This window comes from Pseudomonas sp. 1152_12 (assembly GCF_052850675.1).
In genome coordinates, this window is record NZ_VXCW01000020.1 from 23,357 (window position 1) to 44,926 (window position 21,570).

Sequence of the window (21,570 nt, forward strand, 5' to 3'; positions counted from 1 at the left end):
TGCCCGGGCGTTAACTTGAGGAGATTCGGCCAAGGGTGTGATCTAGATCACGGATCCACCTGCCCCATCATCTCGGGAATGCTTTGCGGCCGATTGGCATAGCGCTGGGCCAACGCCGCACACACCATCAGCTGGATCTGGTGAAACAGCATCAGCGGCAGGATCAACACGCCCATGGTCGCGCCAGCAAACAGCACCTGGGCCATCGGCACGCCGGTGGCGAGGCTTTTCTTCGAGCCGCAAAACAAGATGGTGATGCGGTCTTCCTGATTAAAGCCAAAGGCCTTGCCCAACAGCGTGGACGCCACCAGCACCAGCGCCAACAGCACGCAGCACGCGATCACCAGACCGCCGAGTTCCCACAGCGGGATCTGGTGCCAGATACCTTGGTTGACCGCTTCGCTGAACGCGCCGTAGACCACCAGCAGGATCGAGCCCTGGTCGACGAATTTGAGCCAGGATTTGTTACGGCCCACCCACTCGCCGATCCAGCGGCGGGCGATCTGCCCGGCAACAAACGGCAGCAGCAGCTGCACGCTGATTTTCAGGATCGCATCGACGGTAGAGCCGGCGTCACCGTGCACGTTGAGCAGCAGCGTCACCAGCAACGGCGTGAGGAAGATGCCGAACAGGCTGGAGGCCGCTGCGCTGCAAATCGCCGCCGGGATGTTGCCACGCGCCAGGGAAGTGAAAGCAATCGCCGATTGCACGGTGGCCGGCAATGCGCAGAGGTAGAGCATGCCCATGTACAGGTCTTTGCCGATCAGCGGCGACAGCAGCGGCTTGAGCGCCAGCCCCAGCAAGGGGAACAGCACAAATGTCAGGCTGAACACCAACAGGTGCAGGCGCCAATGCCCAGCGCCGACGACGATGGCCTGGCGCGACAGCTTGGCCCCGTGCAGGAAGAACAGCAACGCGATGGCCAGGTTGGTCACCCAACCGAAGGCCACGGCAGTCTGGCCGCTGGCGGGCAGCAATGAAGCGAGGATCACCGTGGCGATCAACGTCAGGGTGAAGTTGTCGGGCAAAAAACGTGGGCGGGTCATAAACAAATCTTCCAGGGGTTGCCAAGCGCATCGCTGCGACTCTAACGTAACCCCTTATTACCGACTAACGCCAATGAGCCAGTAAATGCCGCCTAAAGGACATGAAAAGACAGTCCGCCGCAGTGTGCCCGGGCTTTCCAGCCTGCCACGGCCGGTGTATGGGCGCACTGAATCGTTGCCCAATCGTGCGCTGACCCGGCGACACAGCCACCCGTGGGTGCAACTGTCCTACGCGATTTCCGGGGTGCTGGAGATCCAGACCAGCGTCGGCCGCTTCGTCGCGCCCCCCCAGCGTGCGGTGTGGATCCCGGCGGGCATGCCGCACCGGGTGTTCAGTTCACCGCACACGGAAATGCGCAGCCTGTACCTCGACTGCAGCGTTACCGCCTGGGCGGCCGAGCGTTGCCAGGTATTGGCGGTGAGCAGTTTATTGCGCGAGTTGATCCGCAGCTTCAGCGAGTTGCCGGTGGAATACACCGAGGATGGGCCCGATGGGCGTCTGGCCCAGGTGGTGCTGGACCAACTTGCGGCTGCGCCCCAGGTGGACTTGATGCTGCCGCTGCCCCACGACGTGCGGTTGCGGCAGATCTATCGCAGCTTGAATCTGCACCCGGAGCAGCAGACGACTTTGGGGGATTGGGCCTGCAAGCTGGGGGTGAGCGAGAAGACGCTCAGCCGGTTGTTCTTGAACGATACCGGGCTGACATTTCGCGCGTGGCGCCAGCGGCTGCGGCTACTAAGTACCCTGCCGGCCCTGGAACAAGGTGAGCGGGTCACGGATGTGGCGTTGGGGTGTGGGTATGAGTCGACGTCGGCGTTTATCAATGCGTTTCGTCAGCAGTTTGATGCAACGCCAGGGGAGTTCTTCCGTTGATGCTTGGGCGATGAGGATCAACGGTGGGAGCAACTTGCTCGCGCCCATGCGCCTGTTCAAAAAAGTAATCCTTCCAACTCGCCGCCTTGTTCTTCCCCCAGTTCCTGCAATTTCTCGGCATTGATATACGTACGCTGCGGCACGAAGGTGAAGTCGATTTCCGGGGCCTCCTGCTTCCCACCGCCGCGAGTCGCCCAATGCCTTCAGGCGCCGCATCATCCTGGCGCTGCTCAATAGCTAGTTGAATACTTGGCCGACGTCCTTGAGGACAGCGTTAAGCATGTGGGAAAACGGCCCAGTGATAAGAATCGTACCGTTGACGCTGTTGCCCTCTTCCCAGGCCACGCCACAGTTATAGATACACGTCTGGGTGGGCCTCTGCGTTTCCTGTGGGGTTTGATGGGGGAAACGCTAACAAGGCCATTGGCGAATGGACGTCGACACTGAAGCGAGCGCCTCTCGCGCAAAAAATCCCCATGGGCGCCGCTCGGCTGGTATTGTGCCGCGCTTTGAAATGCACCTGCCGACCTGCGAGGAAATGGACGTTGAACACTGACGATAAAATGACCGGGGACCTGTTCGAGGTGGATAAGCGCCTGTCACTCAAGCCCGTGGTGGACTTCAATTCCTACCTGCGCAGCGCGTTCGGCGACGGCCCCTGCACCTGCGTGCGCTGCGCCGCCAGCCATGGCGATGAAACCGGCTACGCGTTCCAGCACACCTTCAATTTCGACGGTAAACCGACCCACCGCCGCTTCGCCTCCACGGCGGGCAGCGATGTGTTGATCAAGCTCAAACAAGCGTGGCTGTCGTACACCAAGGCCGAGTTGCCGCTCAGTGGCGTATTGGTGCTGGACACGGTGAAGGAGTTCGTCGAGCCGCCGTTGCACAAGCGCCTGGCGCCGCTGTTTCTGGCCAGTGGGTTGGTCAAGGATGTGGAGGGCAACTTGCACATCCAGCCCCAAGCCACTGCCTAACCCTCGCTTCCCCGACCCTTGTGGCGAGGGAGCTTGCTCCCGCCGGGCCGCAAAGCGGCCCCAAAACAAAGGGGCCTGCCGTGCAGTCCAACGGGAGCAAGCTCCCTCGCCACAGATACCGCGTTGTCGCCTATCCGTTACTTACGTGCCGCCTCCCACGACTTGAGCAAATCGTTGTAACTCACGGTCTCCCCTTTCGGCTTCTCATTGGCCAGTTTCGGCTTCGGCGCGCCCGGCTGGTCGAACCAGTACTGCGCGTCACGCTCGGGGTTCATTTTCGGGCCGCATACTGGCTGCACTTTGGAGCGTTCCAGGCGCGTCATGATCGCGTCTTGCTCCTTGGCCAGGTTGTCCAGCGCCTGCTGCGGGGTTTTCTCGCCGCTGGCGGCGGCCGCGATGTTGCTCCACCACAGTTGCGCCAGGCGCGGATAGTCCGGCACGTTGGTGCCAGTCGGGGTCCACTCGACCCGCGCCGGGCTGCGGTAGAACTCCACCAGGCCACCGAGTTTTGGCGCCAGGTCGGTCATGGCCTGGGAATTGATATCGGACTCACGAATCGGCGTAAGGCCGACGATGGTTTTCTTCAGCGAGACGGTTTTCGACGTCACGAACTGCGCGTAGAGCCAGGCCGCGAGTTTCTGTTTCTCGGGGGTGGATTTGAGAAAAGTCCATGAGCCCACATCCTGATAGCCCTTCTTCATGCCCTTTTCCCAGTAAGGCCCGACGGGCGATGGGGCCATGCGCCATTTCGGCGTGCCGTCGGCGTTCACCACCGGCAGGCCCGGCTTGGTCATGTCGGCGGTAAACGCGGTGTACCAGAAGATCTGCTGGGCAATGTTGCCTTGGGACGGCACTGGGCCGGATTCGGAGAACGTCATGCCCGCCGCTTCCGGTGGCGCATAGGCTTTCATCCAGTCTACGTATTTCTGCGTGGCATAGACCGCGGCCGGGCCGTTGGTGTCGCCACCGCGGGTCACGCTGGAGCCCACTGGGTGGCAGTCTTCTACGCGAATGCCCCACTCGTCCACCGGCAAACCGTTGGGCAGGCCTTTGTCGCCGCCACCGGCCATGGAAAACCAGGCATCGGTGAAACGCCAGCCCAGGGATGGGTCTTTTTTGCCGTAGTCCATGTGCCCGTAGATGCGCTTGCCGTCGATTTCCTTGACGTCTTCGCTGAAGAATTTGGCAATGTCTTCATAGGCCGACCAGTTCACCGGTACGCCGAGGTCGTAGCCGTATTTTTCCTTGAACTTGGCTTTCAGCTCCGGGCGCTCGAACCAGTCGGCGCGGAACCAGTAAAGATTGGCAAACTGCTGGTCGGGCAACTGGTAGATCTTGCCGTCCGGCGCGGTGGTGAACGAAATGCCAATAAAGTCCTTGATGTCCAGGGTCGGCGAGGTAAAGTCCTTGCCTTCGTTGGCCATCAGATCAGTGATCGATTCGGTCTTGCCATAGCGAAAATGCGTACCGATCAAGTCGGAATCGTTGACCCAGCCGTCATAGATATTCTTGTCAGACTGCATCTGGGTTTGCAGCTTTTCCACCACATCGCCTTCCTGCAGCAGGTCGTGGGTCAGCGTGATCCCGGTGATTTCGCTGAAGGCCTTGGCCAGCACCTTGGATTCGTACTCGTGGGTGGTGAGGGTTTCCGACACCACGTTGATCTTCATCCCACGGAACGGTTCGGACGCCTTGATAAACCACTTCAACTCCTCAAGCTGCTGGGCTTCGGTAAGCGTGGACGGTTTGAACTCGCTGCCGATCCATTTTTTCGCCGCATCTTCGTACGCATCGGCCCAGGCCGTGGCGCTCAAACCGCTGAGGGCCAATACGCCAGCCAATGAAATGCTATGTCGCAGCTTATTGTTTTTATTCAACATAGAGACCTCCTGGTTGTTTATTCACGGAGCATTAGCCCCAACGCATCACACACAACAGCCACACCAGGGAGAGCGCGGTCGCCACCCAGATGCTCCAGCCGGTTACGCCGATCACCAGTAAATGCAGGTAGGCGCTGCCGAGAAGACCGATAAACAAACGATCACCACGGGTGGTGCTGATCGGCAACAAACCGCGCCGAGAGATGCTCGGCGAGCGCAGTTCCCAAGTGGTCATGCCTGCCAGCAGCAGGCCAATCGCCACAAAGAACAACGCGGTGGGGGTGGTCCAGGCCATCCATTCCATCATCGACTCCTCAGACCCGGCCCAGGGCAAAGCCCTTGGCCACATGGTTGCGAACAAACCAAATCACCAGCATGCCGGGCAGGATGGTCAACACCCCCGCCGCTGCCAGCACGCCCCAATCAATCCCCGAGGCCGAGACCGTTCGCGTCATCACCGCCGCAATGGGCTTGGCGTTGACCGAGGTCAGCGTGCGCGCCAGCAACAGCTCGACCCAGGAAAACATGAAGCAGAAAAACGCCGTCACACCGATGCCAGAGCCGATCAGTGGGATAAAAATCTTCACAAAGAACTTGGGAAAGCTATAGCCGTCGATGTAGGCGGTTTCATCGATTTCCTTAGGCACCCCGGACATGAAGCCTTCAAGGATCCACACCGCCAACGGCACGTTGAACAGGCAATGGGCCAGGGCCACGGCGATGTGGGTGTCGAACAGGCCGATGGACGAATACAGCTGGAAAAACGGCAGCAGAAACACTGCCGGCGGCGCCATGCGGTTGGTCAGCAGCCAGAAGAACAGGTGTTTGTCACCGAGGAATCGGTAGCGCGAGAAGGCATACGCCGCTGGCAGCGCCACGCTCAGGGAAATCACCGTATTCAAGCTCACGTAGTACAGCGAGTTGAGGTAGCCGGTGTACCAGCTCGGGTCGGTGAAGATCACCTTGTAGTTTGCCAAGGTGAAATCCTGCGGAAACAGCGTCAGCCCGCCGAGGATTTCGGTGTTGCTCTTGAAGGACATGTTCAGCAACCAGTAAATCGGCACCAGCAGGAACAGGATGTAGATCAGCAGCGGTATCAGCTTGCGCTTGCTCATGTTGGCGGCCTCAGCGGTTGGCGTCGGAATGGGTCATGGCGGTGTAGAACAGCCAGGACACCAACAGGATGATCAGGAAATACACCAGAGAAAACGCCGCCGCCGGGCCCAGGTCGAATTGGCCGACAGCCATCTGCGTCAGGGTCTGACTGAGGAAGGTGGTGGCGTTACCCGGCCCGCCACCTGTGAGCACAAAGGGCTCGGTGTAGATCATGAAGCTGTCCATGAAGCGCAGCATCACTGCGATCAGCAACACGCTTTTCATCTTCGGCAACTGAATATGTCGGAACACCGCCCAGGCAGACGCCCGATCAATCCGCGCGGCCTGGTAGTACACGTCCGGAATCGCACGCAGCCCCGAGTAACACAGCAGCGCCACCAGCGAGGTCCAGTGCCACACGTCCATCACCAGCACGGTGACCCAGGCGTCCATGGTGTTGGCTGCATAGTTGTAGCTGATGCCCATGGCGTTGAGGGTTGAACCGAGCAAACCGATGTCGGCACGGCCGAATATCTGCCAAATGGTGCCCACCACGTTCCACGGTATCAGCAGCGGGATAGCCAGGATAATCAGCACCAAAGACGACCAGCGGCCCTTGGTCGGCATGGTCAGGGCGATGGCGATACCCAGCGGGATTTCGATCAACAGCACACAGGCCGAGTAGATGAACTGGCGCAGCAAGGAGTCATGCAAACGCGGGTCGAGCAGCACCTGCTTGTACCAGTCAGTCCCCACAAAGTAGCGGCTGGATTGGTCAAAGATGTCCTGCACCGAATAGTTGACCACCGTCATCATCGGGATCACCGCACTGAACGCCACCAGCAGGAACACCGGCAACACCAGCCACCAGGCCTTGTTGTTTTGCACCTTGTTCATGGCTGCACCTCCAGCAGGTAGTCATCGGCGTAGACCATCAGCCACTGCGCGGGGAAGCTGATCGAGGCGTTGCCTTCAGGCACCGGTTTGTCTTCGGCCAGGCGCACTTTCAACGGCGCACCGTCGAGGTTGAGGGTCATGATCTTGTAGGTGCCGAGGTCTTCAACATGAGTGACATCGGCCTGCAACGCGTCAGGGTTGTACTCGTCCCACACGTGGATAAATTCCGGGCGGATGCCCACCTGCAGTTTCTTATAGTCGGTGCCTCGGAGGCGCTGCTGCATGGCCCCGGACAACGGCAGCAACGTCCCGGCAAACCGCACCCCACCCGCCTCGGCCTGCACTTCGATCAGGTTCATTCCGGGACTGCCGATGAAATAGCCGACAAAGGTGTGGCTCGGCCGCTCGAATAATTCGCGCGGCGTGCCGAACTGCACGATCTGCCCGCCGTACATCACCGCGATCTTGTCGGCGAAGGTTGAGGCTTCGAGCTGGTCGTGGGTCACGTAGACCATGGTGATATTGAACTGCTCGTGGATCTGCTTGAGTTTGCGCCGCAGCTTCCACTTCAGGTGCGGGTCGATCACCGTTAACGGTTCATCGAACAGGATCGCCGACACGTCATCACGCACCAGGCCACGCCCCATGGAGACTTTCTGTTTTTCATCGGCGGTGAGGTTGCGTGCCTTTTTGCTCAGCAGGTTTTGCAGGTCGAGGACTTCGGCGATTTCCTGCACTTTGCTGTGGACTTTCGCCTCATTCATGCCTTGGTTACGCAGCGGAAACGCCAGGTTATCGAATACAGTCATGGTGTCGTACACCACCGGGAACTGGAACACCTGGGCGATGTTGCGTTTTTCCGGGGTGAGGTCGTTGACCACTTTGTGGTCGAACAGCACCTGGCCTTCCGACGGGCTGAGCAGGCCAGAGATGATATTCAGCAACGTCGACTTGCCGCACCCCGACGGCCCGAGCAAGGCGTAGGCTCCGCCCTGCTCCCACACGTGATTCATTTCCCGAATCGCGTAGTCTTCGGGGCCAGCCGGTGTAGGGCTGTAGCTATGGGCGAGGTTCTGCAAATGGATCTCGGCCATCAGGCAACCCTCGCGACACGGCGCCCGGGCGCCTGGACCAAACGCCCCTGGCCATCGAACACAAACAGTTTATGGGTGGGGATGTACACGCGGATCGGCGCGTCGACGTCGTACTCGTGCACGCCCGGCAGGTGCAGTACCAGCAAAAAATGCTCGCTGCGCACGTGCAGGAAGGTTTCCGACCCGCTGATCTCGGCCACTTCCACCGTCACCGCGAGCTCCAGGTCATCGTCGTTGCTCGGCACCAGGCTGATATGGCTGGGGCGCACGCCAAAGCGGAACTCGCCCTCGCCGATCGGACGCAGGTCGACGTTGAGCGGGAAGTGCACGAAGTTGGCGAAGCTCACTTCATTACCGCTGATTCGTCCCGGCATCAGATTGATCGGCGGCTCGGAAAACAGCTCGGCTGCCAACACGGTCTGCGGTTGGTGATACACCTCGGCGGCCTTGCCGCTCTGGATCACCCGGCCCTCATGCAAAATCGTGGTGGTGCCGCCCAGGGCCAGGGCTTCGTTGGGTTCGGTGGTGGCGTAGATGGCGATGGTATGGCGCGCCTTGAACAGTTCGCGCATTTCCTGACGCAGCTCTTCGCGCAGTTTGTAGTCCAGGTTCACCAGCGGCTCATCGAACAGAATCAACTCGGCGTCTTTGACCAGCGCGCGGGCCATGGCCGTGCGTTGCTGCTGACCACCAGACAGCTCTAACGGATGGCGCTGCAGGAATTTCTCGATGCGCAGCATCTGCGCCGTTTCAAGCACCTTGCTCTGGATCAGCTCATTGGACACACCGGCCTGGCGCAACGGCGAGGCGATGTTCTCGAACACGGTCATGGTCGGGTAGTTGATGAACTGCTGGTAGACCATCGAGACGTTGCGCAAGCGCACCGGCTTCTGCGTGACATCCACGCCATTCATCAGGATGCGGCCGCTGTCGGGCTTGTCCAAGCCGGCCATCAGGCGCATCAGGCTCGTCTTGCCGGACAGGGTGCGGCCGAGCAGTACGTTGAAGGAACCGGCTTCGAAACGCAGGTTGGCGTTGTCGATCCAGGTTTGGCCTTCTACGACGCGGGAGACATGTTCCAGGGTCAATGACATGACACGCCCTTTTTATTATTGGAATGAATCTGGTAACGATGCACAGCGAGTTTCGTGCCAGAAACGGCAGGTGGTTGATCTGTAAGGAAATGGGCCAACTGCCCTGTTTAGGCGTGACCACCAGTGAACAGCTGGGGCTGAACAACTGAACACTCAGCGGGTTGACAATGAACAGTTCTGAACAACAATTGATGGACTCGATTAAACCAGCAGCACAGGTCCAATGTGGGAAGGGGCTTGCTCCCTCCCACATTGACCCGGCTCCAACCGTTAGATCGTGCATGGCCCCACAACAATAAAAAGAAGGTCGCCCCCATGGCCGAACCCTTGGCTCACGACACCCTTATCCAGGATTCCTGGCGCCGTTGCCGCGCATTTGGCCTGGACCACCAGAGCACGCCCAGCTTTGATCAACTGCCCGCCGAAGGCATCAGCCAATTGCTGGAAAGCCAGCATTCGCTGGTGCAGACCACCCACCAAGAAGTGCTGCCCTACTACGAAAACATCCTGAGCAACTCCAACTGCCTGATCATGTTGGCCGACAACCAGGGCCAGGTCCTTACCTCGTGGGGTACCCAGCGGTTTATCGAGCCGAAACTGGCGCGAGGTTTCAGTGCCGGTGCCAGTTGGATGGAGCGCAGCAGCGGCACCAACGCGATCGGCACCGCGCTGGCCTGTGCCCAGGCGGTGCATATCGAGCACGACGAACACTTCCTCAAGGCCAACCGCTTCATGACCGGCTCGGCGGCGCCGATCTTCGATGCCCAGCGCGAAATCATCGCGGTGCTGGACGTGTCCAGCGACAGCTACCTGCCGCCCTCCCACACCCTGGGCATGGTCAAGATGATGAGCCAGACCGTGGAAAACCGGCTGATCCTCAACCTGTTTCGTGACGAGCACTTCCAACTGACCTTCAACACCGGCTTGAACAACCTCGACAGCCAGTGGGCGGGCCTGCTGATTTTTGATGAGAGCGGCCAGGTGCTGTCGGCCAACCGCCGCGCGGATAACTTACTGGGCATCAGTTTGTCGCGGGTGCTGATCGACAGCTTGTTCAAGGTGTCGTTGCTGGAGTTGTTGAACCAACCGGAAGGCTTGCCGTTTTCGCTGCAGGCGGCGGGACGCAATCGGTTTCAGTGTTTAGTGAAGCGGCCGAAGAAAATGCCGGTGCAGGCGCGGGTCTTCAGTGAGACCAAGCCCAGCCAACCGGCACCCGCCAAGCCGACCTCGATTGGCCTCACTACCTTGCATTTTGGCGACGCACGCGTGGAAAAAGCCGTGCGCCAGGCCAAGCGCCTGCTGGAAAAGGACATTCCGCTGCTGATCCACGGAGAGACCGGCGTCGGCAAAGAGGTGTTCGTCAAAGCCCTGCACCACGCCAGTTCGCGCAGTGCGCAGGCGTTTATCGCGGTGAACTGTGCGGCGATTCCGGCGGAATTGGTCGAATCGGAACTGTTCGGCTACGAAAAAGGCGCCTTCACCGGCGCCAATCAGAAAGGCAGCATCGGCCTGATCCGCAAGGCGGATAAAGGCACACTGTTTCTCGATGAAATCGGCGATATGCCGCTGCCGACCCAGGCCCGTCTGCTGCGCGTATTACAGGAACGCTGTGTGCAACCGGTGGGCAGCAGCGAGGTGTTCCCGGTGGACCTGCGAATCATCTCCGCCACCAACCGCGCGCTGCGCGAGTGGGTGCAGGCCGGGCGCTTTCGTGAGGACTTGTATTACCGCATCGGCGGCCTGACCCTGGAGCTGCCGCCGTTGCGCGAGCGTACCGACAAACAGGCGCTGTTCCAGCAGTTATGGCAGCAGCACCGCGAGCCAACCCAATGGGCCGGGCTGAGTGCCGAGGTGCTGGCGTTGTTCGAGCAGCACCCGTGGCCAGGTAATTTGCGCCAGGTCAGCAGCGTATTGCAGGTGGCGCTGGCGATGGCCGAGGAACAACCGGTGCGCGCGGAGCACCTGCCGGACGACTTTTTCGTGGACTTGAACGGGGCAGCGCCATTGCCTGCCAGCGAGTCTGCGGATAAAGGCCTCGACCTGACGCAACGCTTAAAGGCAGCCGGTGGCAACATTTCGCACCTGGCGCGAGAGCTGGGTGTCAGCCGCAACACGTTGTACAAGCGCCTGCGCCAGAGCGAAAACTGACCTAGCGCGGCGTGACCACCACCAGCAAGTCGGTGAAGTACTCCACCTGGATCGGCAGGTTATCGGCCAGTGCCGCGAACGCTGCGGCCGTGTCGTCGAGCTTGAACACGCCGGACACCCGCAAGTTTTGCAACGCTTGAGCATCGAAACGCACCAGGCCATGGCGATAGCTTGCGAGGGTTTGCAACACATCGCTCAGGGGTTGGTCGTTAACCTTGAGCAGGCCACGGGTCCAGGCGGCCGGGTCTGTGTTACCCAGCGCTTGCGGTGGCTGGGCGCGGCCATGGTCAAGGACCGAACGCTGGCCAGCAGCGACCTTGACGCCTTCGCTGCCCTCGCCTTTGACCGCCACACTGGACTCGATCACCGTGACCACCGTGGTGCCATCCACCGCGCGCTTGACCAGGTAACGGGTGCCCAGTGCGGTGGCCGTGCCTTGGTCGGTACGCACCACGAACGGCCGCTGCGCATCCTTGGCCACTTCGACCCACAGCTCGCCCTGCAGCAATTGGATCACGCGCTGGTGGCCGTCGAATTTCACATCAACGGCCGAGTTGCTGTTGAGCTGCAACTGGCTGCCGTCCTCAAGCACGACTTGGCGGCGCTCGCCGACACCGGTGCGCTGGTCAGACATCCATACGGGCGCGCGCTCCAGCCCCAGCCAACCGCACAGCAAGACGCCGAGCAAACCCAACGCTTGGGCGCCACGCGAGCGTTGTGGTGTGAAGGCTCGATTGAGGGCGATACGCGCCGGGCGTGCCGGCAAGGTGTCGAAATGGCCCCACAGCGCGCGCATGCGCTCGATGGCCACGGCATGGCGCGGATCGGCCTGGCACCACGTATTGAAGGCTTGGCGCTCGGCATCGGTGACGTCTTCATCGTGCAGCCGCGTCAGCCAATTCGCCGCTTGCTGGATGATATGTTCGCAGTTCACGACAGCGAGTCCGTCACGTGCAGGCTGTGGTAGCAGTGCACCAAGGCGGTGGAAATGTAGTTTTTGACGGTGCTGGGCGACACGTCCAAGCACGTGGCGATTTCGCTGTAGGTCAGCCCATCGAGGCGGCTTAACAGGAAGGCTTCACGGGTTTTCGCGGGCAGCCCGGCGAGCATTTCGGCGATGCGTTCCAAGGCTTGCAACGCCACGTGGACCGCGGCAGGGTCAGGCATGCCGGCGTCTTCGCACTGGATCACCAAGGCGTCCATGTAGGCCTTTTCGATACGGCGACGCCGCGCGCCATCAATCAGCAGGCGCCCAGCGGTAGTGGCGAGAAAGGCGCGGGGCTCCTTGATGGTGTGCGGCTCGGCCAGCATCAATACGCGAATGAACGCATCGTGCGCCAGGTCGGCGGCGTAATGGGAACCCCCGAGCTTTTTGCGCAGCCAGCCGTGCAACCAGCCATGGTGCTCGCTGTACATGGCCGTGAGGGTCTGCTGACGGGCGCAATCGCCCGGCGAGGCCGGAATGTCATGCATGCGCAAAAACTTCTCAAATGGGAAATATTACCAATTGAGCGAACAATGCCAGCAAAACGGTGTGGGAGCAAGGGCCTGCCATTCTCTGAAATCACCACGAATAAAATGTGGGAGGGGCTTGCGCCCGATTGCGATGCAGCCGCTACAGATTCATTGGCTGACACGCCGCCCTCGGGAGCAAGCCCCCTCCCACAGGCAGTGTGTGTTCTCTCAGCGCCAGTTCCACGACACACCGGTATAAATACCCCGGCCATCGGCCGGAGTAGACCGCGCCATATCCATGCCCTTGTCGTCGTAACCCGGTGTGACGGTGTTGGCATAGCGTCGGTTGGTGAGGTTGCGCACATCGACCCAGGCTTGCCAGTCCTGCTTCGGCGCGTCATAGCCGAAGGTTGCGCCGAGGGTGGTGTAGGCCGCTGCGTAGTAGGAATTGGCGTAGTCCACCGCCACACGCGATGAGTGCTCGGCGTTGAGGCTGGTGTAGAAACCCGTCGGGTGGCTGTAGCGCAGTTGCGCCTGGTAGTAATGCTGGGGAATGCCCGGCAAGGTGTTGTCGCCGAAGCGGTCGTCATCGCGATAGTGGAAGTCGCTGAAGGTGTAGGCCTGGCGCAGGGCCAACTGGCCGTTGCGGCCGCCGTCCCACAACGGGCTGAGCAGGCTCAGTTCCACGCCCTGGTGAACGGTGGGGCTGGCGTTGGCTTCGGCGATGACCGCGCTGCTGTTGGCGGTTTGCGCCTGGGTTTCGACGATGAGCAGTTCATGGCGCACTTCGGAGCGGTACAGCGCCAGGTCCCACTGGCCGAACCACTGTTCGCCACGGCCGCCGATTTCCAGCGTGGTGGCGGTCTGATTGCGCAACCTCACGCCCTCGCGCGCCAGCCCTGCGGCAGGGCCACTCGCAAAATACTTGTTGGAACCCCAGATCATCGACCATGCATGTGGCGGCTCGACCGAGCGGCTGAGGTTGCCGTATACCTGCAATTGCGGGTTGAAGTCATAGCGCAGGCCGATGCGCGGCGCGTAATCCCAATCATGTTGACTGAGCGGCGCCTGCCCTTCGGGGTAAGTAACCTGGGTTTCGCGGCGCGTGTAAATCGCCGCCAGGCCGGTGGTCAACCAGAGGTCCGGGACCAGTTCCAGGTCATTGCCGATATGCAGCACCGTGTCAGAGCCGAGATAGCTGTAGTCGCGGGTCTTGGTGCCGGGCGCGTAATACTTTGCGGGATCAGTGGAAGGCACGCGCACGTATTCCGAGGCACCGTTATTCGGCATCGCCTGGGTGGTGCGCAGGCCAAGCGTGGTCTTACTGTCGTGGCCGAACAAGGTGTCCTGGCGAATGTAATTCAGGGTGCCACTCACGTCGGTGTAGGCGACTTTCAGGCGGTTGAGGCCTTCACGCAGGTCCATCGGGTAGTCGTGATAGGCCAGGCCGACCTCGACGCGGGAATGGTCATCCAGCTGCAAGGTGGTCTTGTTGGCGATCCAGGTCGAGCCGGGTTGCAGGCGCTTTGAATCGCGGGCGGCGTTGAGGCTGTTGGCGGCCGTTGGATGGTGGTTGATCTGGTAACGCGTCAGCTTGCCGGGTGTGTCGTTGGTGGTTTCGCGGTAGCGCAAATAAAACCGCGTCTCCAAGTCCGGGTTAAAACGGTAGCCGAAGTTGGCCGCCACCCCCTTGCCGCGTCCAGCGCTCTGGTGCTGGTAGCCGTCGGATTCAGAGTCGGTCAGGCTGATGTAATAGTCGGCGTCGCCCAGTACCTGGCCAGAGCTGATCTCGCGCTGGGCATAGCCGCGACTGCCCATTTCGTAGCGCACGTGCAGTTTGGGCGCGTCATAGCCGGTGTGCGTAACGTAGTTAACCGAGCCGCCCAAGGCCAGCGCGCCTTGATCAAAGCCGTTGGCGCCGCGCAACACTTCCACACGGCTTTGCCACAGCGGGTCTTTGAGCTCATAGGGCGTGCCGCCGGGGCCGGTCAGCGGCAAACCGTCGAACATTTCATACAGGCCGGAAGCGTGGGCACCCGGGCTGCGGTTCAGGCCCGAGCCGCGAATCGAGAGCTTGACGCCTTCATTGTTCGCCGCCTTTGCGTACACCCCGGCCTGGTACTTGAACACCTCTTCATTGGTGCTGACTCGTCCCTGCTGCACGCGGCTCATGTCGATGTAATTGGTGCCACCGGGCACGCTCTTGAGTTGCGCCTCGGCCACCTCGCCCACGCTGGCTTCACGGGTGGTGACCTCGACCGGCGCCAATTGCAGTGCTTCGGCGTGCACCAGTGAACTGAGGGTCAGAGCGATAAAAAGCAGGGGAGATTGGCGCAACAGCATGGGCAGGTCCTTGGAATTCAGAGGCGTGAAAGGCCTGAGCCAAGGTTGGGGGCCATCACGCGAACAGTGATGGGAAGGCAAGCAGTCGCGGCAAGTCACGCGTTATTAACGGACCAGACCCTTCCCACAACAGCATCGGACGTGATGTATGTGTTAATTCCAAAATCAAACTAACGGGTGAAAAATCAGCCTTTAAACAAATAACCGCAAAGTGCAATTAAGGTCTTAGGACCCCTCGCAAGGAAATAAACGCTCGAACTGGCGTTAAGTCACACCGCCACTCGCCTGAGCGGGCGTCGATCCCAACGACCTCATCAAATCATCAGCCTCCGTGCCCTGTGGGAACCTGAACCCATACATCTCATCGCACGCCAGAATGTCGGCGAGGGCTGCGCGCAACCGCGCCTCCGTTGGTGCGTCACGCAGCAGTTTGTGGGCGGGCAATAACACCTCAGCGCAGACGCCTTTGGCACTCGCCACGTCGATCACAGCAAATAGGATAAATCGCAGACGGATTTCGCGATCAGTAGGCCAAACGGTTTTTTGCTTACCCAAGGCAGGCACTCATCGTTAAGAAAAGTCCGAGGCTATTGCCGACCGCAGGGTGTTTCAAGCACAGCCAAGCAACATAGGCCACTTCCTACAGAATAAAGGGAAAAACCGCACCAACTTAAACAATGCGTTTTTTGCCTATTCAGACCCAATCGATGCCACGCGACGCATGCCCCCTCACTGCACCGGCAGAAAGTTCATCAATAACAAGCTCTGCGCGTAATTGAGCGCGACACGCCGGTAGCGCTCGTCGAGCATCTGGGCGAGCAGGTCAAGGCGCGCAACCACTTTGCCGAACTCAACGGCAAAACTTAAGTTGCTGCCCTCCTCCGATATCTCGTTGGAGAACAACAGCAATACGCCGTTGGCGTCCTGACGCTGGCTGAGCAGCCAGGTGGCTTTCTCGATATTGCGCGCGGCATTGCTGACAAACTGCGGGTTGATTGAGTCGGTTATATAAAACTGGGTGCGGCCGCCGTGCGCGGTCACGATCATGCTACCGATGGCGTAGATAAACGCCCCGACCCGGTCGCCACGAAACTCCGGGCTCAACGAATAGCTCAACGCAGCCAGGTCACGACGGTCGCCCAACGCAGGCAAGGGTTGACGATTCTCGATGGCCTGGCGGATCTCCCGCGCCGCACTCACCGCATCCGGGTAACCCGATTGCCGCCACTGGTTAGGGTTGCGCAGGTAGAGCTTGTTCATCAGCAGGTACAGGCTTTTGAGGTTGTCGCGCATGCTCAGGGTCGCCATGCGGTCGACGCTGGTTTGAAAGAATTCATCGGGCTTGCCATCGCTGAACTGCCTGGCGATATCGCGGCTCTGTTGTTGGCTGCAACCGGTCCCACAGAACATGAATACCGCAGCAAACAGCAGCGGCCATCGGGTAATAAAAGCAATTAACGTTCGATCCATCGGCACCGGGTCTGGCTGCTGTCCACGCGCAGGATGAGCGCGGTCGTGACAGGGATAGATCAGAAGAATGAAAAAAAGTGCGGCGCGTAGGCGTAGATCAGCAAAGGACTACAGGTCGGTGACCATCGGGAGTGGTGCAATCCTGTTGAATGCTTGCCTAATCCTCCGGACTTATCGGCGATTGGATAGATAGGCCTTGCAGCGTGGTCTAGAGTTCAACGATGGGCGACTAATCGCCCGGCACTTATAAGAAAAGCCACACCAACCGTTGATCAGCAGGTGAACCATGCAATTACGTATCAACCAAAAGGCCTACGAGGTCGATGCCGACGCGGACACACCACTACTCTGGGTAATCCGCGACGACCTGGGGCTGACCGGCACCAAGTACGGCTGCGGCCTGGCCCAGTGCGGCGCCTGCTCGGTGCTGGTGGACGGCAACGTGGTGCGCTCCTGCGTAACGCCGGTAGCAGGTGTGGTCGGCCGCGAAATCACCACCATCGAGGCGATTGAAGCCGATGACGTAGGCAAACGCGTGGTCGCCGCCTGGGTCGAGCATCAAGTGGCGCAGTGCGGTTACTGCCAGTCCGGGCAGGTGATGGCGGCCACCGCGTTGCTCAAGCACACCCCGGCGCCCAGTGATGCGCAGATTGAAGCGGCGATGGTTAACCTGTGCCGCTGCGGCACGTATAACGCGATCCGTACCGCCGTGCATGATTTGGCCAAGGAGCGCGTCTGATGAGCACACCCAAGGCATTCTTCGACGCGCCACTGAGCGAACCGGTCAACCTGTCGCGCCGGCACTTCCTGGCCAGCACCGCCGTCGGCGCACTGGTGATTGGCTTTGGCCTGCCACTGGGCTCGGCCAGGGTTTACGCCGCCACGGCCAACCCGGCAGAACGCGGCACCCAGGTGCCGGCATTTTTAGAGATCCGCCCCGACGGCACTGTGCGCCTGCTCAGCCCCTTCATGGAAGGCGGGCAAGGCACCCACACCGCGATGGCGCAGATTGTCGGTGAAGAACTGGACGCCGACCCCGCCACCTTCGTGGTCGAGGCCGCGCCGCCCGGCGAGGCGTATGTGGTGATGGAAAACGGTATGCGCATCACCGGCGGCAGCATGTCGGTACGCATGAGCTACCCGACCATGCGCCGCCTCGGCGCCCTGGCCCGCGCGATGCTGCTGCAAGCCGGCGCCGAGCAGCTCGGTGTACCGGTGGCGCAGTTGACCACCCAACCCGGCCGCGTGGTGCATGCCGCGTCCGGTCGCTCGCTGGGCTACGGTGAACTGGCCGGGCGCGCCTTGGACATGCCGGTGCCCGATCCGGCCACCATCACCTTGCGCGACCCGAGCCAGTTCCGCTGGATCGGCAAGCCGGTGAAACGCCTGGATGCCTACGACAAATCCACCGGCAAGGCGCAATACAGCATCGACCTCAAAGTCGACGGCATGCTCCACGCCGCCGTCCAACATGCGCCGCGCCTGGGCATGACCGTGGGCAGCCTGCGTAACCAGGCACAGGTCGAAGCCATGAAAGGCGTGCACTCGGTGCATCAACTGCCCGGCGCCGTGGCCGTGGTTGCCGAACGCTGGTGGCACGCCAAGCGCGCGGTGGAAGCCCTACAAGTGGAATGGCTGGAAGCCGCTGCGGATTCGACCGTACGCGCGATGCCGGCGGATTTCTCCAGCGACAAATACCGCGACTTCTTAGCCGCCCAGCAAGGCCCGGCCCGCGACGATGAAAACGAAGGCGATGTAGCTGGTGCCCTGGCAAACGCCAAAACCAAAGTCGAAGCCACCTACCATAACCAGTACGTCAACCACGCCCAGCTGGAGCCGCCGTCGGCCCTGGCACGCTTCAACCCCGACGGCACGCTGGAGGTCTGGCTGCCCAACCAAGCGCCGGACATGTTCCGCGCCGACATGGCCAAGCGCACCGGCCTCGACCCGGCGAAGATCACCCTGCATTCACCGCTGCTGGGCGGTTTTTTCGGCCGCCACTTTTTGTATGACTCGGCCAACCCTTACCCGCAGGCCATCGCGCTGGCCAAGGCGGTCGGCCGCCCAGTCAAGCTGATCTGGAGCCGCGAGGAAGAATTCCTGCGCGACGTGCTGCGCCCGGTCGCCGTGGTCAAGTTCCGCGCGGCGCTGGACGCCCAAGGGTTCCCGCTGGCGATTGAAGCCGTAAGCGCCACCGAAGGCCCCAGCGAAGCCATCGCCGGCAAACAGGGCGACAAAATCGACCCCACCGCCCTCGAAGGGCTGTCGGGCAAGAGCTACGCGATCCCTAACAAACGCATTGCGCAGATCTACGTCAAAGGCCCGACCATGCTCGGCTACTGGCGTTCGGTGGGCAATTCGCTGAATGACTTCTTCTACGAAGCCTTCCTTGATGAACTGGCCGACAAAGGTGGGCATGACCCGTACGAGCTGCGCCTGCACTTGCTACGCGACAACAAGCGGCTGACCACCCTACTGCAAGCGGTGGGCGAGTTGTCCGGCGGCTGGAAGCGTGGCCCCTACACCGCAGAAGACGGCAGCCGCCGCGCGCGTGGCGTGGCCATGGCCTCGCCCTTTGGCTCGCATGCAGCGGTGGTTGCCGAAGTGTCGATCGAAAACGGCCAGGTCAAGGTGCATCACATCTGGGAAGCGATTGACCCTGGCAGCATCGTCAACCCGGCGATCATCGAGGCCCAGGTCAATGGCGCCGTAGCGTTGGGCTTGTCACAAACGTTGGTGGAAGAAGCGGTGTACGTCGACGGCAAACCACGGGCGCGCAACTACGACCTGTACCCGATTCTGTCTATGTCGCGGATGGCGCAGGTGCACGTCAAGATCGTCGAGAGTGGCGAAAAAATGGGCGGTATCGGTGAACCACCGCTGCCTGCCGTGGCGCCGGCCGTGGCCAATGCGGTGGCGCACCTGACCGGCCAGCGTATTCGTAGCCTGCCTTTGAGCCGATACACTTTCGCCTGACCGACAAGGAACGCGCATGAACAACCGCCGATTCGCAAGAACCGCAGGCTGGCTGGTGCTGGCCGGCGCGGTCGCAGCAGGCGTACTGGCCTGGTACGTGACCCGCCAGCCCGCTTCGCCTTTAGAACAAGCCCCCGCCGCCAGTTTTGACCCTACCTTGGTCAGTCGCGGCGAGTACGTCGCTCGCGTCAGCGACTGCGTGGCCTGCCACAGTTTGCCGGGCAAGACGCCGTTCGCTGGCGGCCTGGAGATGGCCACGCCGTTGGGCGCGATTCACGCCACCAACATCACGCCCGACCGCAACACCGGCATCGGCGCCTACACGCCGGCCGACTTCGACCGCGCCGTGCGCCACGGCATCGCACCGGGTGGGCGCAGGCTTTACCCGGCCATGCCCTACCCGTCTTACGCCAAGCTCAGCGATGACGACATGCGCGCGCTGTACGCGTTTTTCATGAAGGGCGTGGAGCCGGCTAATCAGCCCAACATCGAAAGCAGCATTCCCTGGCCGCTGAACATGCGCTGGCCTATCGCCCTGTGGAACGGCGTGTTCGCACCCAACGCCACCTACGCCGCCAACCCCGCCCAGGACGCGCTGTGGAACCGTGGCGCCTACATCGTCCAAGGCCCCGGCCATTGCGGCAGTTGCCACACACCGCGCGGCCTGGCCTTCAACGAGAAGGCGCTGGATGAGTCCGGCGCGCCCTACCTGGCTGGCGCTCTGCTCGATGGCTGGTATGCACCGAGCCTGCGCCAGGACCACAACACCGGGCTGGGCCGCTGGAGCGAGGACGAGATCGTGCGGTTCCTCAAGACCGGGCGCAACCAGCATACGGTGGTGTATGGCTCGATGACCGAGGCGTTCAACAACTCCACGCAGTTCATGAGCGATGAGGATTTGAACGCCATCGCCCGCTACCTCAAGTCCCTGCCCGGCGACCCGCAGCGGGACGGCTCGCCGTGGCAGTATCAGGCGGCCACCGCCCGCGCGGACGCCCCTGGTGCCCACACCTACGCAACCCGTTGCGCGTCCTGCCATGGCCTGGACGGCAAGGGCCAGCCGGAGTGGATGCCACCGCTGGCGGGCGCCACCTCAGCACTGGCCAAGGAAAGCGCCTCGGCGATCAACATCACGCTTAATGGTTCACAACGTATCGTGACCGCCGGTGTGCCGGACGCCTACCGTATGCCGGCGTTTCGGGAGCAATTGTCGGATGCGGAAATTGCGCAGGTGCTGACTTACGTGCGTGGTACGTGGGGCAACAACGGCGGTGCAGTCGATGCAGCGGCGGTGAAAAAGCTGCGCGGGCATACCGACCCGGCGAGCAGCAGCCCGATTATTCTGCATATGCGTTAAGGCCTGGATCGCAGATCGTTCCCACGCTCCGCGTGGGAATGGCGCCCGTGACGCTCTGCGTCACCCATACGCCGAATTCAAAACGTGCGTGGGCTGGCGGGACGCGGAGCGTCCCAGGAGGCACTCCCACGCAGAGCGTAGGAACGATCTGAACGGCCATGAGCTATTCCCAACGCATCGTCGAGCTACGTAAAAAGCTCGGCATGACACAACAAGCCCTCTCGGCGGCAACAGAAATTCATGTGCAGCAGATAAAGCGCTACGAGGCTGGTAGCTCCTTGCCTACAGCCGACGCACTGAAAAAGCTGGCTATCGCGCTGCATGTGACCTCGGACTTTTTGCTATTTGAAACCGACGAACGCGGGCCGGATGATCGACTGCGCTATCAGTTCGAAGCGATTTCACGCATGCCGATGGAAGAGCAAGAACTGGTACGGGGCCTGCTCGATGCGGTGATTGTGAAACACCAGGTAGCCGGGGCCATTGCTCGTGCAGCAGGGCCAGCAGCTAAAGGAAAAGAGTCATGACGACAGCCAAATACAGCCTGTAGTCGCTCAAACACAGGAATGGCGTGGCCTACAGCCAAAGCTGTAGTCGCTTGGCAATACAAGGAAGAATCCAAAATCCGGATTAATCTTATATAGATCAAGACATTACGATCACCCGCAGGGTGCGTATGGTGTATAGCCAAATCACCAGGGCTTAAGGGCAGCCAAATACCGCGAAAAATGCACTGATTTAAGGGCAAACACTGCCCAGAGGGTCAAAACCTTCGCCAGCGGCCTGACCGCTGGCAGCGGTAGCCGAGAAGTAGCAGAAAGATAGCCGCTCGATAGCACAAAAGTAGCAGCTCACCGGCGTGAT

19 protein-coding genes and 1 pseudogene are annotated in these 21,570 nt (G+C 61.0%); 7 read left to right on the plus strand and 13 right to left on the minus strand.

Annotated elements, in window-relative coordinates:
• Nucleotides 1–47 precede the first annotated feature (47 nt).
• On the minus strand, nucleotides 48–1,046 hold the full coding sequence (locus FW764_RS26030; protein ID WP_446436384.1) for a bile acid:sodium symporter family protein: 999 nt from the start codon (nucleotides 1,044–1,046) through the stop codon (nucleotides 48–50).
• Between the two features lie 85 nt (nucleotides 1,047–1,131).
• On the opposite strand from FW764_RS26030, the gene FW764_RS26035 reads away from it, so the two are divergent.
• A complete protein-coding gene (locus FW764_RS26035; protein WP_446436385.1) occupies nucleotides 1,132–1,920 on the plus strand; it encodes an AraC family transcriptional regulator in 789 nt (262 codons plus the stop codon).
• Between the two features lie 43 nt (nucleotides 1,921–1,963).
• Here FW764_RS26035 and FW764_RS26040 read toward each other — a convergent pair.
• Nucleotides 1,964–2,084: pseudogene (locus FW764_RS26040) on the minus strand (ABC transporter substrate-binding protein); the annotation flags it as partial.
• A 381-nt stretch (nucleotides 2,085–2,465) separates the two neighbouring features.
• On the opposite strand from FW764_RS26040, the gene FW764_RS26045 reads away from it, so the two are divergent.
• Nucleotides 2,466–2,897, plus strand: a complete 432-nt coding sequence (locus FW764_RS26045) for a hypothetical protein (protein ID WP_446436386.1) — start codon at nucleotides 2,466–2,468, stop codon at nucleotides 2,895–2,897.
• Nucleotides 2,898–3,034: 137 nt separating this feature from the next.
• Here FW764_RS26045 and FW764_RS26050 read toward each other — a convergent pair whose 3' ends face one another.
• From FW764_RS26050 to FW764_RS26075, 6 genes are read right to left on the minus strand one after another with little or no spacing between them, the layout of a single operon-like run.
• Entirely contained in the window at nucleotides 3,035–4,777 is a 1,743-nt protein-coding gene (locus FW764_RS26050; RefSeq protein WP_446436387.1) for an ABC transporter substrate-binding protein, read from the minus strand.
• A 31-nt stretch (nucleotides 4,778–4,808) separates the two neighbouring features.
• Nucleotides 4,809–5,081, minus strand: coding sequence for a DUF2160 domain-containing protein (locus tag FW764_RS26055; protein ID WP_446436388.1), 273 nt, complete (start codon nucleotides 5,079–5,081; stop codon nucleotides 4,809–4,811).
• A gap of 10 nt (nucleotides 5,082–5,091) precedes the next feature.
• A complete protein-coding gene (locus FW764_RS26060) occupies nucleotides 5,092–5,892 on the minus strand; it encodes a carbohydrate ABC transporter permease (protein WP_003232361.1) in 801 nt (266 codons plus the stop codon).
• Between the two features lie 10 nt (nucleotides 5,893–5,902).
• Nucleotides 5,903–6,769 (minus strand): carbohydrate ABC transporter permease, encoded by an 867-nt coding sequence (locus tag FW764_RS26065; RefSeq protein WP_046487164.1) that lies wholly within the window; start codon nucleotides 6,767–6,769, stop codon nucleotides 5,903–5,905.
• Nucleotides 6,766–7,863 (minus strand): ABC transporter ATP-binding protein, encoded by a 1,098-nt coding sequence (locus FW764_RS26070; protein WP_446436389.1) that lies wholly within the window; start codon nucleotides 7,861–7,863, stop codon nucleotides 6,766–6,768. The genes FW764_RS26065 and FW764_RS26070 overlap by 4 nt, the downstream gene beginning before the upstream one ends.
• Nucleotides 7,863–8,957 carry an ABC transporter ATP-binding protein gene (locus FW764_RS26075; protein WP_446436390.1) on the minus strand — a complete coding sequence of 365 codons (1,095 nt, stop codon included), beginning with the start codon at nucleotides 8,955–8,957 and terminating at the stop codon, nucleotides 7,863–7,865. The genes FW764_RS26070 and FW764_RS26075 overlap by 1 nt, the downstream gene beginning before the upstream one ends.
• Before the next feature lie 315 nt (nucleotides 8,958–9,272).
• Between FW764_RS26075 and FW764_RS26080 the strand changes: the two genes are divergently transcribed.
• Nucleotides 9,273–11,105: a sigma-54-dependent Fis family transcriptional regulator gene (locus tag FW764_RS26080; RefSeq protein ID WP_446436391.1), complete on the plus strand. Its 1,833-nt coding sequence runs from the start codon at nucleotides 9,273–9,275 to the stop codon at nucleotides 11,103–11,105.
• 1 nt (nucleotide 11,106) lies between these two features.
• Here FW764_RS26080 and FW764_RS26085 read toward each other — a convergent pair whose 3' ends face one another.
• The 5 genes from FW764_RS26085 to FW764_RS26105 all read right to left on the minus strand — a co-directional run bounded on the left by FW764_RS26085 (nucleotide 11,107) and on the right by FW764_RS26105 (nucleotide 16,373).
• Nucleotides 11,107–12,039 (minus strand): FecR family protein, encoded by a 933-nt coding sequence (locus tag FW764_RS26085; protein ID WP_446436392.1) that lies wholly within the window; start codon nucleotides 12,037–12,039, stop codon nucleotides 11,107–11,109.
• Nucleotides 12,036–12,578 (minus strand): sigma-70 family RNA polymerase sigma factor, encoded by a 543-nt coding sequence (locus FW764_RS26090; protein ID WP_446436393.1) that lies wholly within the window; start codon nucleotides 12,576–12,578, stop codon nucleotides 12,036–12,038. Before FW764_RS26090 ends, FW764_RS26085 begins: the two co-directional genes overlap by 4 nt.
• Before the next feature lie 210 nt (nucleotides 12,579–12,788).
• A complete protein-coding gene (locus FW764_RS26095; protein WP_446436394.1) occupies nucleotides 12,789–14,903 on the minus strand; it encodes a TonB-dependent receptor family protein in 2,115 nt (704 codons plus the stop codon).
• Nucleotides 14,904–15,167: 264 nt separating this feature from the next.
• On the minus strand, nucleotides 15,168–15,458 hold the full coding sequence (locus FW764_RS26100; RefSeq protein ID WP_446436395.1) for a hypothetical protein: 291 nt from the start codon (nucleotides 15,456–15,458) through the stop codon (nucleotides 15,168–15,170).
• A 174-nt stretch (nucleotides 15,459–15,632) separates the two neighbouring features.
• Nucleotides 15,633–16,373 (minus strand): hypothetical protein, encoded by a 741-nt coding sequence (locus FW764_RS26105; protein WP_446436396.1) that lies wholly within the window; start codon nucleotides 16,371–16,373, stop codon nucleotides 15,633–15,635.
• A gap of 286 nt (nucleotides 16,374–16,659) precedes the next feature.
• On the opposite strand from FW764_RS26105, the gene FW764_RS26110 reads away from it, so the two are divergent.
• From FW764_RS26110 to FW764_RS26125, 4 genes are all read left to right on the plus strand, one after another.
• A complete protein-coding gene (locus tag FW764_RS26110; RefSeq protein WP_083359000.1) occupies nucleotides 16,660–17,112 on the plus strand; it encodes a (2Fe-2S)-binding protein in 453 nt (150 codons plus the stop codon).
• Nucleotides 17,112–19,349 (plus strand): molybdopterin cofactor-binding domain-containing protein, encoded by a 2,238-nt coding sequence (locus FW764_RS26115; RefSeq protein WP_446436397.1) that lies wholly within the window; start codon nucleotides 17,112–17,114, stop codon nucleotides 19,347–19,349. The genes FW764_RS26110 and FW764_RS26115 overlap by 1 nt, the downstream gene beginning before the upstream one ends.
• 16 nt (nucleotides 19,350–19,365) lie before the next feature.
• Nucleotides 19,366–20,706: a c-type cytochrome gene (locus tag FW764_RS26120; RefSeq protein ID WP_446436398.1), complete on the plus strand. Its 1,341-nt coding sequence runs from the start codon at nucleotides 19,366–19,368 to the stop codon at nucleotides 20,704–20,706.
• 158 nt (nucleotides 20,707–20,864) lie between these two features.
• A complete protein-coding gene (locus FW764_RS26125; protein ID WP_446436399.1) occupies nucleotides 20,865–21,233 on the plus strand; it encodes a helix-turn-helix domain-containing protein in 369 nt (122 codons plus the stop codon).
• Nucleotides 21,234–21,570: the final 337 nt, after the last annotated feature.

Bases quoted from the DNA above. Each gene is read 5' to 3' on its own strand.
- FW764_RS26030 (WP_446436384.1), bottom strand. From the start codon at position 1,046: ATGACCCGCCCACGTTTTTTGCCCGACAACTTCACCCTGACGTTGATC.
- FW764_RS26035 (WP_446436385.1), top strand. From the start codon at position 1,132: ATGCCGCCTAAAGGACATGAAAAGACAGTCCGCCGCAGTGTGCCCGGG.
- FW764_RS26050 (WP_446436387.1), bottom strand. From the start codon at position 4,777: ATGTTGAATAAAAACAATAAGCTGCGACATAGCATTTCATTGGCTGGC.
- FW764_RS26055 (WP_446436388.1), bottom strand. From the start codon at position 5,081: ATGGAATGGATGGCCTGGACCACCCCCACCGCGTTGTTCTTTGTGGCG.
- FW764_RS26060 (WP_003232361.1), bottom strand. From the start codon at position 5,892: ATGAGCAAGCGCAAGCTGATACCGCTGCTGATCTACATCCTGTTCCTG.
- FW764_RS26065 (WP_046487164.1), bottom strand. From the start codon at position 6,769: ATGAACAAGGTGCAAAACAACAAGGCCTGGTGGCTGGTGTTGCCGGTG.
- FW764_RS26070 (WP_446436389.1), bottom strand. From the start codon at position 7,863: ATGGCCGAGATCCATTTGCAGAACCTCGCCCATAGCTACAGCCCTACA.
- FW764_RS26075 (WP_446436390.1), bottom strand. From the start codon at position 8,957: ATGTCATTGACCCTGGAACATGTCTCCCGCGTCGTAGAAGGCCAAACC.
- FW764_RS26080 (WP_446436391.1), top strand. From the start codon at position 9,273: ATGGCCGAACCCTTGGCTCACGACACCCTTATCCAGGATTCCTGGCGC.
- FW764_RS26090 (WP_446436393.1), bottom strand. From the start codon at position 12,578: ATGCATGACATTCCGGCCTCGCCGGGCGATTGCGCCCGTCAGCAGACC.
- FW764_RS26095 (WP_446436394.1), bottom strand. From the start codon at position 14,903: ATGCTGTTGCGCCAATCTCCCCTGCTTTTTATCGCTCTGACCCTCAGT.
- FW764_RS26105 (WP_446436396.1), bottom strand. From the start codon at position 16,373: ATGGATCGAACGTTAATTGCTTTTATTACCCGATGGCCGCTGCTGTTT.
- FW764_RS26110 (WP_083359000.1), top strand. From the start codon at position 16,660: ATGCAATTACGTATCAACCAAAAGGCCTACGAGGTCGATGCCGACGCG.
- FW764_RS26115 (WP_446436397.1), top strand. From the start codon at position 17,112: ATGAGCACACCCAAGGCATTCTTCGACGCGCCACTGAGCGAACCGGTC.
- FW764_RS26120 (WP_446436398.1), top strand. From the start codon at position 19,366: ATGAACAACCGCCGATTCGCAAGAACCGCAGGCTGGCTGGTGCTGGCC.
- FW764_RS26125 (WP_446436399.1), top strand. From the start codon at position 20,865: ATGAGCTATTCCCAACGCATCGTCGAGCTACGTAAAAAGCTCGGCATG.